Source organism: Blautia sp. AF14-40 (assembly GCF_003479665.1).
Lineage (GTDB): Bacteria > Bacillota > Clostridia > Lachnospirales > Lachnospiraceae > Fusicatenibacter > Fusicatenibacter saccharivorans.
Genome location: NZ_QUHK01000010.1, coordinates 86,807 through 102,771 on the forward strand (window position 1 = coordinate 86,807; position 15,965 = coordinate 102,771).

The following is a 15,965-nucleotide window of genomic DNA, read 5'->3' on the forward strand; positions in this document are numbered from 1 at the left end:
ATGAAAGAATACAGCATGGAGCTCTGCGGAGTGAAAAGAACACTTCCATTTATCCCGATCAGTGAGGAGATGGCGTTTGCAAGCTTTGTTGTCCTTGGTGACACCGAGCTGGTAAGTGCATGTGCGCCGGAGCTGGCCGCAAAAATCGGAGAAGTCGATGCCATTGTCACCGCAGAAGCGAAAGGTATTGCCCTAGCGTATGAAGTAAGCAAAGAGCTGGGCCATAAAGAATTTATCGTTGCACGAAAAAGCACAAAATCCTACATGAAAGATGTGGTTTCCGCATCCGTTCATTCGATTACAACAGCGGGTGAGCAGCATCTTTGTCTGGATGGAAAAGACGCAGATAAAATCCGCGGCAAACGTGTCTGCCTGCTGGATGATGTCATTTCCACCGGCGAGTCCCTGCACGCACTGGAATGCCTGATGGCGAATGCCAGTGCAGAGGTTGTAAAAAAAGCAGCGATCCTTGCTGAGGGCGATGCTGCTGATCGAAAAGATATTGTATTTCTGCAGAAGCTTCCGTTATTCAAAAAGACGGGCGACGGAGAGTACGAAGTCATCGAATAATTGCCAATCCTTCTAATGCATATAGAGAATAGAAAAACGGTGCAGTTCTGAATTTCTGCCATGAATTCAGAACTGCACCGTTTCTTTTTAAAAGAGACGCAGAAGCATCATATACGAAATGGTTCCAAGAAGGATGGAGACGAGGGTCTGGTGTTTCCATTTGTAGGTGATAAAAACGACCGCTGCTGCGAGCAGTTTCGGTACTGCGGCAGAGATACCGCCGGTGGGAATATCTTTCATACAGTAAATGATCAGTACCGCCATGATGGCAGACGGCAGTGCCTGGCCGAGTCGTTCGAGTGATGCGGGCATTTTACGGCTGCCGGAAAATGCAAGAAACGGGAGTGCACGGAGTCCGAAGGTGATCAGAGCGGAGACAGCGCCAGCGTGTGCTTCTCTGCTTTTTCCCATTGGTCAATGAAGATAATGAGAAACAGGGCTGTCATACAGAAATCAAGGCCCGTCAGGTCAAATGGAACGATCTGGCCTAAAATGCCGCCGAGAACCGAACCAACTATCCAATAGTAGCGGCTGAACAGAGCGACGAGGAACATGGTGTCCTCTTTTTCTTTTTTCGGAAGATCTAAGGTACAGTTTACGGCGTATGTCTCATCGGTCATCGTGTGAATCATGTACAGCTTGCGGCGCCCCATCTGTTTGAATTCCTTCAGGAAGGTAATGCTGTAAAAACTCTGGCGGCTGTTCATCAGAAGTGCAGTGAGCGCAATGGTGATGAGGGAAGCGCCGCTAGAAAGAAACGTAATCAGAACGAACTGGAACGCGCCCGTATAGACCGTCAGACTTACCAGAAGTGAATCATACCAGGGAAAGCCGGCGGATGCCATCATCATGCCGTAGGCCATGCTGACGAAAACGTAGCTGCAGAAAATCGGGATGGATTTTACGAAAGCAGTTTTTAAGGTAGTGGAAGAAAATCGTTTCATAGATAAAATATCCTCACGTAAAAATAAATTTTAAAAATTAAATTTATCATACTATCTATATCATAGTGAGTCAATAGGAATACCATTTTACGCCAAAAGAAACGGATGACCTTCATCACCCGTTTCTCTCATTCTGCTCCAATCAACACATTCTTCCCCGCAAATGCAAACCCATAATGCCGGATCCTTTCCTGCGGCACGCCAAGGGCCACCAGTTCTGCGTCGTATTTTTTATCCACGATCTGTTTTAAAGCCTCCTGCACCGCATCTTCCAGTGTCTCCTTTTTTACCCGGCTGCAGACTTTAAATTCAATAATAATCGCCGGATCTTTTTCTCTATTCTTCGGAATCATCATCACATCATACCGTCCAAATCCACTTTCCCGATTCGACCGGATCTGATAACACTCCGCACGCTCTGCCATCAGTCCCAGGACGAAGCCATGATAGAATCGTTCCGGCTCCAGACTTTCACTGTTCTCTCCGCCAACGTCAAAATGGCTGAATGTTGCAAGTGACACTTTATTCATATAATAATTCATCGCTTCCAGATCGCCCTGCATCAGTGCTTTCACAAAGCTGCTGTACCCAGCTTCCGATGCTTCAAACCATCCGCTGAACATATCATCAAACATGCTCACCGTTTCCAGATTGGTGATACGGAGCTGATACCACGGCTTCAAAGTAATTCCGCGATACTCCACCTCTTCCGCTTTCAGATAACCGCTCGCGAGCAGCAGACTCCAGATTGCATTTTCATTGTAATCCAGCTGTTCAAACACCATCTGCTCATCAAAGTTCACCGTGACTGCCTGTCCGTTCAGTAGATCTTCCATATACTCTTTGATTTCCGGCGAGGCGGTGCGGATCAGCTTTCCTGCCAGACCGTTCGAACTCGTATCTGCCCAGTACGGGCGCAGTTTCTTTTCTTTTAAATAATTGGTAATCGACCATGGATTGTAGATATCGCGGTGTCCGCCAAAGATAAATCCATCATACCACTGCTTCACAACGTCCTTTTTGTCTCCCATTCCGAACTCGTCCAGAGATGCAAAAACTTCCTTTTCGGTAAATCCAAAACATTCCGCATACAGATCCGATGTCGTCGTCACCACACGCAGATTATTTAAGTCAGAAAAAATACTTTCTTTCGAAACCCTCGTGATTCCGGTCATCATCGCACGTTCCAGATAAGGATTCGTTTTAAACGTCGCATTAAACAGACTCCGCACAAACGTTGTAAATTCCGCCCAGTAGCCATGGACATACGCTTCCTGCATCGGCGTGTCGTACTCATCCAGCAGAATAATCACTCTTCTGCCGTAATACCGCGCCAGATACATACTCATATTATTGAGTGCCGCTGCGGCCTCCGCATCACCCATATGCAGATTGACCTCGTTGTATGCTTTCTTCTCATTTCCGCTCAGCAGATCCCCATCCAGAAGATAACGGTTTTCTTCATACACTCTCGCAATCTGCTGTTTGATCTGAATTTTTGCTTCCGAAAGCTGATCTGCTTTCACGGCTGCAAAACTCAAAAAGATCACCGGATACTTTCCCTGCAGTTCCCGATATTTTTCTTCTTTCCAAACGCCAAGTCCTTCAAACAGATCGCCCCGGGCGGCATATTTATTAGAGAAAAAGCAGTCCAGCATGCTCATATTCAGTGTCTTGCCAAAGCGGCGGGGGCGGGTGATCAAGGTGATTTCATCCCCGTTTTCCCACCAGTCCTTGATGAAGTGAGATTTATCCACAAAGAAATAATGGTTTTCCCTTAAGGATGCAAAATTCTGTTTTCCTATACTGATTACTTTTTCCATCCATCACACCTGCTTTCGGAATTTGTCCTTTTCTCGATTATACACTATCCTTTCCTGAATTCCAATCTTAAAACATCCTATTCGCCGCAAACGTAAAAAACAATAACGCCAGAAACAGCACTTCCAGCACCGCTCCCAGAATGGTAATGATCTTTCCCGTCTTCTCTTTCCAGATTTTTTTCATCCCCAGATACAATAGAATTCCGATCACCGCGCCAAGCGTATTATCGATCACATCCGTAATATCACTCGCGCCGATCGCAAAAATATACTGCGTCACCTCAAAAAACAGGCTCAGTCCCGATGCAAGGAGAATGCGGTTCTGGATTTCGCTGTCCGGATAGAAGGCTGAGATGCAGAGGCCGAACGGCAGAAAGACCAGCATATTTTCGATAATTTCACTAATCTGCACTTTCCCGTTCACCACAACCGACGCCGCATACGGAATCAGATTAATCCCCCGCAGGTGCGGAATTTCTTCCGGGCGCAGAGCGAATTTGAATAAAATGCACCAGACAAGCAGCGCCAGGTAAATGCCGAATACCACAAGTAATGCTTTTGATTTTTTCTCGTTTTTCCAGGTCATGTTCTTTCCTCTCTCATCTTCACTTGATAAGAGGATTCTACCAAAACATTCTTAGGATTCCGCTTCTTCTTTTCCAAAGAAATCCCAATAAATTTCCTAAGATTTTCTGATGCTCAGATTCTTTTACATTTCTTCGTCATGCCAATTTATTATATCTTTCATATCAATTATATCTTTTACATATCACAAAAAAACTGTGTATAATACCCCGTGTGCAGAGAAATGAATCAAAATGAAAATCCCATGTTCCCCTGGGACAGCAGTATTCTCCCCACTGCTGTCCCTCCTTTCAGGGAAACTGTTACTGACAGTTTTCTTTGGTGTAGACGAAAAGAGGAGGCTGTGCAGCGACCACAGCCTCCTCTTTTCTATCTTTTTCGTTTTTCTTTTTGTTTATTTCTTAATCTCATACCCGCAATACTGCATCACCAGCTCGCAGAACATCGCATTCGCCCAGGAGAACCACTCTCTGGTGTAAACGGTCGGATCATCTACGAAAACACCCTCGTGCATCAGTCCTGTACCCCCGTCGGTTGCCATCAGTTCGTGGATCATCTGATGTTTCTCCTCCTTTGTCGGTGCGGTCAGTCCCTCGATGGCTTTGGAGATGTGCCATACGTAGCGAACCGGTGTGTGCGGGCTTCCGATACCGGAAAGCTTCGTTCCTGCATAATAGAACGGGTTTGCCTCGCTTAAGATCAGCTTTCTTGTGTTGTCAGCCACTTCCTGGCTTTCCGGCTCGTAGCCGAGATAGCTCATAGCCAGAAGACTCGGTACATTGGCATCGTCCATCAGATTATACTGGCCAAAGCCGTCTACCTCGTAAGCATAAACATCGCCAAGTCCCCAGATATGGGTGGTACCGTAAGTCTCAATGGCCTGTTTTACGGTCTTTGCCATCTCTTCTGCTTTCTTCGCAATCTCCTCTTTTCCGCCGACGAAATCTGCGATCTCCTTCAGATAATTCAGAACGACAACCGCAAACATGTTGGACGGAATCAGATAACCGTAACGGCAGGAATCATCGCTTGGACGGAAGCCGGACCAGATCAGGCCGATGCCGGATTTTACCTGCGCACCTTTTCCATCGCGGGAAAGCGTATCGGTGTAGGAGCAGTTTTTACGGATGAAGCTGTACGGGGATTTCTCCTCGTGGTTCATTTCAGTCTCAAATACAGTCAGGATTTTGTCAACACCTTCCCAGAAAACCTCGTCAAACTGATCCGTTCTTCCGGTGTTCTTCCAGAACAGATAGGAGAACTGCAGCGGATAGCAGAGAGAATCGATCTCATACTTTCTCTCCCAGATCCACGGTCCCATATCGGTCTCGTCCTTCTCCCAGCAGTTGCCGTTCGGTCCTTCGTTGAATGCGTTTGCGTATGGATCGATGTTGATGCACATAAACTGGCGGCGGATGAGGCCTGCGATCAGGTCAGCCAGCTCCGGGTCGTTCTGCGCCGGAACAAGGTACGGGCGCAGCTGTGCTACCGAGTCACGCAGCCACATTGCCGGGATATCTCCGGTGATGACGTAGGTGCTGCCGTCCTCCATTTTCTTTACGGTTGTGTCGAGGGTATTGGAGTAGCATCGCTCAAACATATCAACGATTTCCGGCTCGTCTTTCAGTTTTTCTCTCAGGCTTAAAATCAGCTCCTGAACGGACTTTGGTAATGTCTCTTTCATTCTTTTTTCATCCTTTCGCTCAATTTTTTCATTTCCCGTTATCCTGCAACAGGGCATCTCCGTAATCGAAAATGCCCTGTTGTAGTTCTTATAAAGTTAATGTATCAAACTTATTTCTGTGCGTCAATCTGTTTCTGAGCTTCCTCGCGGATGGTCTCCCAGCCTGCTGTCTCAAGCTCAGCATCGATGGTTTTTACAAGCTCTCTTGGATCCTGTGCGCCGGTGAATAACTCAGAATAGTATTTTTCATATACGGCACGGCAGTTTGCAAGCTCTGTTTCGATGTTGGAGGTATCCAGGTTGAATCCAAGCATCTCAGACGGAGTTGCTTTCTCGTTCAGCTCTTCTACTTCATCCCACTGGTTGAAGTCAACATCGTCTGTCTGAGTTACGTTGAAGAAAGTACCCTGGGTATATCCGGCCATACCCCAGTCAGTGGTCAGGCGGTGTACCTTATTGTCATCGGTGTACTCGAAGTCTTTTCCTTCTGCTCCATAGTAGAACCAGTCACGTACTTTGGAATCCGTATTTACCAGGTTCAGAAGCTGAAGTGCTTTGTCCGGGTGCTTGCATCCGGAGTAAATACCATTGATGGAACCACGTACAGTTGTGTTGGAAACGACTGTGTTGCCATACTGTACTGCTGAACAATTGGCGATACCATTGTTCGGACCCCATGTTGTTTTTGCAGCGCCGCTCCATCCCTGTGCAACAAAGAACATTGCGTATTTGCTGGAATCATCTGCTGTCGGAGCGTCTCCGTTGATGATGCCCTCCTGATACATTTTACGAACGATATCCAGGTTGGAAAGGATTTCTTCGTCATCCAGCGGATTGACAACGGTCTTGCTGTCATCGCCGTATTTAACGCCGATTGCCGGAAGTCCGGAGCTTAAATCATCGTAGTTCAGGTTCAGCAGGAAGTTTGCACCATTTTTGGACATGAAGTACGGAGATCCGCCTTCGCCCTCTTTTACTGTCTTCAGAGCATCGTACAGAGTATTGAAATCTGTTACAGAATTTACATCAATGTTATATTTGTCTGCAATATCCTGATCCCATACAAAGTACTCGGAAAGGGAGCTGTCTTTGTAGGTCGGTACGCCGTAGATTTTTCCATTTACTTCTACTGCTTTCCAGTAATCTTCCGGAATCATGTCATACAGCTCGGAAGCGTTGTCTTTGAGCAGATCTGTAATGTCCATCAGTGCGCCGGTGTTCACCTCAGAAGAGTAACGGTTCTGGTCGGTGAACAGGATATCGAAATACTCGCCGGAGTTTGTGATAACGCTTCTTCTGTTATCCCAGTCACCCCACGGAACGATTTCCATGTCTACATTAACGCCGATTTTCTCCTCCAGATATGGGTTGATCTGTGCAAGCCACTCATCATAATCCTTCGGCATTCCGTTACCAACCTGAATCCATTTCAGTGTAACAACTTCATCTTTTGCATCACTCTTTGAAGAGCTGCTGCTTCCGTTGCTGCTTCCGCAGCCTGCCAGCATGCCACCGGCCATAACAGCAGAAAGTGCAAGAGCTAAAAACTGTTTCTTTTTCATTGTAGCATCCTCCTGATATAAAATATAGAATGTTGAAATTATCCTTAACCGAAGCCTTTTGCTTCAGTATGAGATCCATAAAGGTAAATGGTCGATCAGCCTTTTACCGCACCGACCGTCAGACCGGAAATGAAGTATTTCTGGAAGAACGGATAGCAGCATGCGATCGGGATGATGATGATGATTGCCATCGCCATACGGGCGCCCTCTTTTGGCATCGAGTTCATGTACTGTGCCGTGGTAACGCCAAGAGACGGGTTGTTTGCCATCATCTCAATATTTCTCTGTACGTGATCCAGCAGAGCCTGCAGGGAATACAGCTTGGTATCGCTGATGTACAGGGAAGACTGGAACCAGTCGTTCCAGTAACCGAAGGTGAGGAACAGGGCGATCGTTGCCATCAGCGGTTTCGACAGCGGCAGGGCGATCTTTCCGAAAATCTGGAACTGGGTTGCTCCGTCGATCTGTGCCGACTCAATGATGGATTCCGGAATGTTGGTCTTGAAGAACGTTTTACAGATAACAACGTTGAACGAAGAAACACAAAGCGGAAGGATCAGCGCCCAGATACTGTTTTTCAGGTTGAGGAACTGTGTGTTAACTACATAAGAAGAAATCATACCACCATTGAAGATCATTGGAATAAAAACGACCATGGTGAAGAATCCGTTCAGTTTGTAGGTGCTTCTGGAAAGAACGTAACCCATCAGCATCGTAAGGGCAACTCCGATTACCGTACCGATAACCGTTACCGCAACGGAAACGCCAAGTGCAGTCACAATCATCTGTCCTTCCCGAAGAAGGAATTTGTAGGAATCCAGCGAGTATGCACTCGGGATAAACTGGTAGCCATTCATCTTGATCGAATGCTCGGAAGAAATCGAGATCATGAAGATGAATACCACCGGGATAATGCAGGCCAGGGCAAGGATCACAAAAATAACATTGAAAATTGCATTTGTAGATCCCTGGATCTGATTTAAATGTGAAGAGGAAGCCAGATCAAGATCTTTTTTCTTTTTTGCCATTTTTGTACCTCCTTAAATAATCGCGCTGTCTTCATCAATCTTCTTCACAATGGCATTGGCAAGAAGGATGGTGATGCAGCATGCAACAGACTGGAAGAATGTTGCCGCAGAAGTCATTCCGATCGGAGTGGAAGACTGCAGTGCGTTGTATACATATGTGTCGATAGTTGCTGTCGTTTTGAAGATCGAACCGCTTGCTCCCTGAGAAAGCTGGAAGAACAGTCCGAAGTCGGAGTAGAAGACCTTTCCGACATTCAGGATGAACATCATGATGATGACACTCTTTAAGCAAGGCAGGGTAATGTGCCATACCTGCTGTCTCTTATTGGCGCCGTCCATAACGGCTGCCTCGTACAGTGTGGTATCAATACCGGAAATGCTGGACAGGTAGATAACCATGTTGTATCCGGTAGATTTCCACAGATACATGAAGATCAGGATAAATGGCCATACACCGGCACTCATGTACCACTGAATCGGTTCCTTGCCTGCATTTCTCATTATACTGTTGATCAGACCGTTGTCCTGGTTCAGGAATGCATCCAGGAAGTAGGAAGCTACAACCCATGACATGAAATATGGGAAGAACATCATCGTCTGATATACCTTCGACGCTCTTTTGTTGTGCAGCAGGCTGATCATGATAGCCAGTCCTACGGAAAATACCATACCAAGAACGATAAATGCAAGGTTATACAGGATTGTGTTTCTCAGGATGACGAACAGGTCGTTGGATCTGATCAGGAACGAAAAGTTTTTGAAGCCGGCCCAGTCACTGTGGAGCAGGTTATAAATGAAACTCTTTCCGCCGGTGATTTTGTAATTCTTGAACGCAATGATCAGACCGAACATAGGCAGGAAGCAGAACAGAATATACCAGATGGTGGTCGGCAGCGCCATGACGGTCAGCTCCGTGTCATTCTTGGTCCAGCGTCCTTTTTTCTTTTTGCTTGGTTTACTCAAGATTTTTTCCTCCTTCTCCCGATTGCTCGGGCTTATCACTTGATCCGTTTATCTTACAAACGGAATCCCGGTAAATAATCTTTCCGGGAATGCGGTATACCTCGCCGCTCTTTTTCTGCGGTTCATTCATATGTTTGATCATACGTTTTGCCGCAAGACGTGCAATCGCGTCGGTGTCAACCGCAACCGTGGTGAGCGACGGACTGCACAGTTGTGCATAAATGGAATCATCAAAACCGGTCACGGAAACATCCTCCGGTACGCAGATTCCACGCTCTTTTAATGCCTGCACTAATTTGAATGCGGTGGCATCGCAGTTACAGACAAATGCGGTGGGCAGCTTCTCCGGTAGCAAAAGCGGAATGGCAATGCCTTCCTCGCTTCGGTCCGGGATTCTCCACTCATTTTTCGGGGAAATTCCCTCCTCCAGCATTCTCCGCAGATATCCGAGATATCGGTCGGAAATACTGGTTGTACTTCCTACGGTTCCGACAAATCCGATGTCTGTGTGGCCCTGCTGGATCAGGTAATTGGTCAGCTCATAGGAGCTGTAAATATTCTCGGTGATGACGGAATCGGATTTGTGGGTTCGATCGTAGATGTCCACATACACCTTCGGGAGATCAATCTGTGCAATCTGCTCCCGGACACCCTTATCGAGAATACCAAGAAAGATCAGGCCGTCGAACAGCCCTCTGGTCTGTATCGTGTTCATGTCCGACGGGAGTGTTGCTGTTGTCGGAGAAATCATGATACTCGAACAGGATGCTCTCTGCAGCTCGTAGATGATCCGCTCGTACATTGCCATATAAAATTTTCCTTCGTCTCCGGAGCTGAACCGCGGACTCATGATGATACCGACTTTTTTGCTCTTCCGTTTTCCGTAGTCCGGAAGGACATAACCGGATTCTCTCGCAAGCGCAAAAATCTTTTCTTTCAGTTCTTCTCCCACGCCGTCTTTTCCGTTCAGCGCCTTGGAAACTGTTACTTTACTGATGCCCAGCTTATCTGCCAGGTCCTGCATGGATACTGATTTTCTCTCTGCCATGTTACCAACAGCCCCTCTATTTGTTTCTTAACTTGTGTTTAGATGTTAACATCTTTTAGAAAGATTGTCAATAGCCTTTTCGTTATTTTGTATATTAAAATTCTTATTTTCCAGTCCTAATTTGTATAGATCGAGGAGTATTCTTCTGTTTCTTTTGATTTTTTAGACAGAAAATCTGTGTTCTTGTGTTAAGTCACATAACATCTTAATATTAACGCAGTACTTTTTCGCCTGTTTTCATTTTTAACGAAAAAGCAGCGGAAAGTCTGACTTTTTCGTCTAATTGTCATACTCCCCGCTGTCTTTTTTCATCTTCTGCTGTTTTTCATACTACCGCCAGACAGCCATGGCCTCATTGCCTGACACCGCCGTAAAACCGCGGAACAATGATTACCCGCAAATAAAGGTAACCACACCCTTGTCATTATCTGACAGGCTTTCCATATCTTTCTCTGCGGTTCCCTGCTCCACAATCTCCACTCCATAACGGAACTCACTGAATCCGGACAGGTCCATCTTGAAGTTTGTTTCCCATGTGTTATTCATAATCCAGCTGTAAACCGGCCGTTTATTATTCTCCTCTTTGTTATCGCACAGAAGGATTGGGTGGGATTCCATCTCCCCCATGTAAAGTAACGGTGTGTCAAAAGTATTAACCAGAATCGTCTGATCTTTTGTCCGGTAAACGAGCCCTTCATCCGCAATATAGTATTCCATATTGGTGCCAGGAAGCTGATCAATACCAGGGCGCATGGTAACACCTCCGTTCTGGATCATCACTTCCGCATCCGGAAGATTTAACGATAACGGAAGGTACAGGCTTTCGATATCCTCGCTTAATGTTTTGGCTACCCGGTAAGAAAACTCAATTTTCGGAAGATGACGGTACATTTTGATCACAACACTGCTGTGATACGTTCCCTCCAGGGTAAAGATCAGTTCTACTTTGGTAAACACCGGTCCGTGATCCAGAATTTTCACATCCGTAAGGTCACCCTGATACTGCTCTGCGTGAAGTCCGCGGATATTTCTTCCGATCAGACTGCGTTCCGCATAAACACCCTTCCGTATTTCGGTGCGTTCATAAACCGGCGTGAAGAACGTTTCCAGACCGGATTTGCACATTTCAACCTCTGCTTTTTTATTGTAGAAGGAGGTAATGCCCTCTCCGACTTTCCATTTGATCTGAAAGAAATCGTTTTCCAGACCGTAAGGCAGTTTGTAACTTTCCGGATCGTACGTGTTCACAATATCGCGCACCCGCTCTGCGCCTACCCAGGCAGTTCTGGTGAACAGGGTCTGGGACAGAGCCGGCTGCTCTTCGTACGTGAACGTTTTCTCTTCCATCGGCTCAAATTCTGCCAGAAAACTTATCAGGACTCCGCGCGGATGAGCAGACAGCTGCACCTCCATCTCCTGTTTTGTTTTGTCATCGGTTACTTTAACTGCAAAAAGACTTAAAGTTTCTACGTAAAATTCTACCGGAAATACTCTCTTTTGATGGCTTGTGGAGACCGCTTTCACTTTGCCGGACAGATTGTAATACCGCAGGATATCACCCAGTTTATGGCACTGTTCATTTTTACGCATTGCCGCGGCCTCATGTGCCTTGGAAGCATAGCTGCTTTTTCGCATATCCAGATTTGTTACCATGGTATCATACGGATTGGTTACCGTAGCAGAATGACCCCAGGTGTGCTCTGCATACAAAAGAGAATTGTCGCCATATGCCTGAATCATTTCTTTGTTATGTACCCCTGTTTTTTCTTCCAGTCGGTCGCAGATATGGTTCAGTCGTACGGCTTCTTTGTAATGTTTTACCGCATATGGTGTACTTCCAACGCCATTGCCCCACCAGTCATTGAGGGCACCCCGATACACTGGTGCATCCTGCACTTTATCCCGGATCTTGTCATACAATTCCTGAAGCGTCACCATATGCATGGTGACTTCTTCGCCATATTTTTCATTAAACAGCGCAACCGTATCTGCAATGGCCGGGTTGATCGGCGCATTATCCGAAAAAACGCCGGAAACACTGGTGATATAGAAATCGTACGGATAACCGTTTTCTTCATATTCCTTTATGCTCGCAGCCAGATTCGTGTGCAGATTTTCCAGAAGTCCTGCCACATCGCCATTCTTTTTGCCGAAGTAATTTTCTGTCATAAAGTTAACATTTTTATTCAGGACGATGCCGAGGGCATTTCCCAGGTTATAATGCTCACCATTCCATACCAGCAGACGCTGTCCGTTCTCATTTTCCCAGAAATACGGTTTCTGGTTCTGATACAGCGGATACATGCCGTGATGGGTATGGATATTGGTATACAAAAATTCTACTCCGTTTTCGATCAGGGCATCGCGCTGTCCCATGGAGATACCATTAATATCTGCAATCATGGCTGTTTTGATCTGGATTCCTTTTTCGCCGCAGATTTCCTGCATCGTATGGATTTTTTCTTTCAGATATTTGCAGTCGGCAAGATCATTAAAGTTCAGATAATTGGCAGACAGACCGATGTTTCCTTTTTTTACCAGATCGAAAAACTTTTCTTTTTCTTCCTCCGTTGCCATTTTGAAAAACTGCTCCACGCAGTACCATGTCTCACAGTTCCATTTCAGATCTTTCTGGGTTGTGTTGTTTTTGATTCCATTTTCAATCAGTTCGACCGCCCTGCGGATGTTGTTTGCCTGATTGTAGATAACCTGCTCCTGCAGATCGGTGTAACCCACGTCAGTGTGGGAATGATGTACGATGTAGACTTCTCTGATTTTGTGTGTCATTTGCTATTTTCTCCTTTTTATGCTAGAATGCTAACAATTGTTCTTGCAGTAATGCCATATCATTCATTTATCAATGATTTATTTTTAAAATTATTATATTCACAGAAGAATGTATAGGTGGAAACGACTTATGAATGAAAACGAATTACTTATTAAAAATCGCCTCCGGGAGGCAACTGTCATTCTCGAACGTGCTAATCTGATTATTTGCGATGAATCCTGGAAATGCGATTCCTCTCGTCCTCCTTTTTCCAGCTTTCAGCTGGTAATACAGGGGGAAGGCACAGTTCAGGTCGACCAGACAGTATTGCATCCTCACGCAGGTCAGTTATATCTGCTCCCAGCCTGTACGCATCAATCTTTTTTTACAGATGTTCAAAATCCCTATCGCACCTATTTTTGCCATTTTCAGATTACCTGTCAGCAAACGGACCTCTTTCAGCTGGTTCAGTTTCCTCTTTGTGTTGATGCTAAAGACCCGCAAAAAGCACAGCGAATTTTTCAGGACATTATTCAATCCTGTAAACAGACGGATATTTCTTCCGCTTTGAAGGCCAAACAGGCTGTCTTTCATCTGCTCTGCTATTATTTTGAATGCTGCCCGCCTGGAAGTGTCTCTTTCATTCCACAATCCTTTGATTCTCCACTTTCCAGTGCAATTGCCTATGTTGAAACACATCTGCATGAGCAGATTACCGTACAACAGATGGCAGAAGTGGCCGGCTACCATTCCAGTTACTTTACAAAACTATTTCAGACCCACATGGGAATTTCTCCTGGACAGTTTATTCTGCAGAAAAAAGTGGAAACTGCAACGCTGCTTTTAACTTCTACAGATCTGCCCATTTCCAAGATTGCAGATACACTCGGTTTTGATAACCAGTTTTATTTTTCAAATTTTTTCAAAAAGCAAACCGGCATGGCGCCATCTTCCTACCGCCGTTTATATCTGTGCTCTTGTTTGGATTCTTAAAATATTCTTCTGTTCTCCTGTGCAAAAAGAGTTTAGCACAGGAGAATCTCCAATAACATACATTATTCTTCCTGAAATATATAAAATTCTACGTTCTTTTTTCCATGCAGCTACCATAAGTTTTTATCACTTTTCCCTTATCGCACTGATGCTACCAGCATTTTAATCGTCTCGCCTTTTTTCGGTACAATCCGATACGTTCCGACCGCTGCCGGAACAATGGCGGTTTCTGCGTAATGTACCGTAAACGGTGCAAAGCTTCCATCCACGCTCTCAATCGTAGCACTGCGTCCATCCACCAGGTTCATGACGTGAACGGTGTCATCCATGGAAACGGTGTACACTTCCGAAAGTGTGTAGCGCATCGTGTCGATAAATTCGCGGCTGTGCAGTCCGGTGCGCTCCACTTCACAGTTTTCTGTTTTTTCCAGTGTTTTCTGCTGGCCGACGATATTGTCGTACACCCATTTGGTATCGCGGTTCCACTGGATATTTTTCATACCGTGGTCGAGGTGGATCGGACGCGGCAGTCCATCCATGCCAAGGCGGCCCCAGTCCCAGAGTTTGAAGGTAAAGATATACGGTGTCGCACTGATCTCCAGCACCATCGTGTTTTTTCCTGAGCAGTGCACCGTTCCTGCCGGAATCAGCACATGATCGTGTTTTTTGACCGGGATTTTGTTGACATATTTTTCTGCAGGGAAAAGTTCTTCTCCTTTTTCTGCTGCACGGAGTTCCCGCTCCATCTCTTTTTTATCCACGCCTTCTTTGAGGCCGAGGTATACATACGTTTCCTCGTCTTCATCGGCATCCAGAAGATAGTAGCTCTCATCCTGCGTATATGGCATGCCAAATTTTTCATAGATATATTCGGTCAGCGGATGTACCTGCAGGGAAAGATTCTGACCGCCCATCGTATCCAGCAGGTCAAAACGGATCGGGAATTCTGCGCCGAACCGGCCGTGGACTCTTTCACCCAGCAGTTCATGCGGCGCATAGAAGACAAGATCCTGTGCCGGTACTTTTAAGACTTTTCCGCCGATTTCCAGATTCAGGCTGTTTTCCTCCGGAACTCCGTCAAAGCTCCACGCGAAATTTTCCTTCAATGCATCCAGACCAAAGTTTTCCTTCATCCACTGACCGCCCCATACGCCAGGGTCGAAATACGGCTCCATACGAAATGGCTGTCTGGCAAGCTGCTGCAGTGCGCCTCGGAAGGCATTTCCCGTTGTAAGAACCGGTGCATTTTCTTTCTCCGTATCCAGAAGATACGTGAATTTTTCATACCGCTCTTTTTTATAGCGGTCCGCCAGACGCCATTCAATGAAAAATCCCCGTTTATATTTCGTCAGGATCGGATCATTATAATTGGTACTGTGCCAGTTTGGCATTCCGCTCCGGTAGCGGAGCTGAACTTCCCAGCGGGTCAGATCACAGTAAACAAGAACATCTGCTTCGGCCAGAAGCTCTGTCGCTGTACCAACGATCACGATCAGACCACCGTTTGTATCTTTTTCTTCCGCACATTCTGTCTCAATTGCTTTTTTCATGGTTTCCAGCTTTTCGCTCTCAAACCAGGTGTCTATGGTTTTATGACACATAATGCCGAAAACACGGTCATCGGTGATGTAATCGTTAAATTCTCTTAACAGCGTTTCTTCGTCTTTGGCACAGTCTTCGATATCAAAAATCCGGTCCGGCTGCAGTGCATTGGCCAGTTCCATTATTTCTTCTTTTCGTACACCCGGGTACAGATCAAAGGAAAGAATACAGGTTTTCTTTTCTTTCTGTTTTTCCTGAACCGCCCGTTTTAATTCTTCGATGATCTTCTTTTTTTCATCCCAGATTTCATTTTCGTATCCTGTGATCTTCATTTGCGGATGTAATTCGTAGTTTCCATATTTCTTTTTTAAATTCATTTGGATTCTTTTCCTTTTCTTAATTTTTCTTCCATCCATTGGGTTGTTTCCTGCGCCGATCAGACCTATCATCTTTGTT

At 45.8% G+C, this 15,965-nt stretch carries 13 protein-coding genes; 2 read left to right on the forward strand and 11 right to left on the reverse strand.

Features of this window, described 5'->3' with window-relative positions; genetic code table 11:
* Complete coding sequence (locus DWW13_RS09420) at positions 1–570, forward strand: phosphoribosyltransferase family protein (RefSeq protein ID WP_055265514.1); 570 nt, start codon at positions 1–3, stop codon at positions 568–570.
* A gap of 87 nt (positions 571–657) precedes the next feature.
* Here DWW13_RS09420 and DWW13_RS09425 read toward each other — a convergent pair whose 3' ends face one another.
* The 10 genes from DWW13_RS09425 to DWW13_RS09470 form a co-directional block, all read right to left on the reverse strand.
* Positions 658–981: a branched-chain amino acid transporter permease gene (locus DWW13_RS09425; protein WP_055265512.1), complete on the reverse strand. Its 324-nt coding sequence runs from the start codon at positions 979–981 to the stop codon at positions 658–660.
* Positions 936–1,514 carry an AzlC family ABC transporter permease gene (locus DWW13_RS09430; protein ID WP_055265510.1) on the reverse strand — a complete coding sequence of 193 codons (579 nt, stop codon included), beginning with the start codon at positions 1,512–1,514 and terminating at the stop codon, positions 936–938. Before DWW13_RS09430 ends, DWW13_RS09425 begins: the two co-directional genes overlap by 46 nt.
* A gap of 128 nt (positions 1,515–1,642) precedes the next feature.
* Entirely contained in the window at positions 1,643–3,337 is a 1,695-nt protein-coding gene (locus DWW13_RS09435) for an AAA family ATPase (RefSeq protein WP_118719956.1), read from the reverse strand.
* Positions 3,338–3,404: 67 nt separating this feature from the next.
* Positions 3,405–3,923 (reverse strand): VanZ family protein, encoded by a 519-nt coding sequence (locus DWW13_RS09440; protein WP_055226594.1) that lies wholly within the window; start codon positions 3,921–3,923, stop codon positions 3,405–3,407.
* 393 nt (positions 3,924–4,316) lie between these two features.
* The gene (locus DWW13_RS09445; protein ID WP_118719958.1) at positions 4,317–5,606 is read right to left on the reverse strand and encodes a glycoside hydrolase family 125 protein; all 1,290 of its coding nucleotides are present in this window, start codon (positions 5,604–5,606) and stop codon (positions 4,317–4,319) included.
* A 110-nt stretch (positions 5,607–5,716) separates the two neighbouring features.
* Positions 5,717–7,168 (reverse strand): ABC transporter substrate-binding protein, encoded by a 1,452-nt coding sequence (locus DWW13_RS09450; protein ID WP_117509974.1) that lies wholly within the window; start codon positions 7,166–7,168, stop codon positions 5,717–5,719.
* Between the two features lie 95 nt (positions 7,169–7,263).
* On the reverse strand, positions 7,264–8,196 hold the full coding sequence (locus DWW13_RS09455; RefSeq protein WP_055265506.1) for a carbohydrate ABC transporter permease: 933 nt from the start codon (positions 8,194–8,196) through the stop codon (positions 7,264–7,266).
* A 12-nt stretch (positions 8,197–8,208) separates the two neighbouring features.
* On the reverse strand, positions 8,209–9,096 hold the full coding sequence (locus DWW13_RS09460; protein WP_055265684.1) for an ABC transporter permease: 888 nt from the start codon (positions 9,094–9,096) through the stop codon (positions 8,209–8,211).
* A 55-nt stretch (positions 9,097–9,151) separates the two neighbouring features.
* Positions 9,152–10,207, reverse strand: coding sequence for a LacI family DNA-binding transcriptional regulator (locus DWW13_RS09465; protein ID WP_117761903.1), 1,056 nt, complete (start codon positions 10,205–10,207; stop codon positions 9,152–9,154).
* 390 nt (positions 10,208–10,597) lie between these two features.
* Positions 10,598–12,994: a hypothetical protein gene (locus tag DWW13_RS09470; RefSeq protein ID WP_118595884.1), complete on the reverse strand. Its 2,397-nt coding sequence runs from the start codon at positions 12,992–12,994 to the stop codon at positions 10,598–10,600.
* Between the two features lie 130 nt (positions 12,995–13,124).
* On the opposite strand from DWW13_RS09470, the gene DWW13_RS09475 reads away from it, so the two are divergent.
* Positions 13,125–13,967, forward strand: a complete 843-nt coding sequence (locus DWW13_RS09475) for an AraC family transcriptional regulator (protein WP_158578901.1) — start codon at positions 13,125–13,127, stop codon at positions 13,965–13,967.
* A 137-nt stretch (positions 13,968–14,104) separates the two neighbouring features.
* On the opposite strand, the gene DWW13_RS09480 is transcribed toward DWW13_RS09475, so the two are convergent.
* A complete protein-coding gene (locus DWW13_RS09480; RefSeq protein ID WP_118595900.1) occupies positions 14,105–15,886 on the reverse strand; it encodes a class I mannose-6-phosphate isomerase in 1,782 nt (593 codons plus the stop codon).
* Positions 15,887–15,965 lie beyond the last annotated feature (79 nt).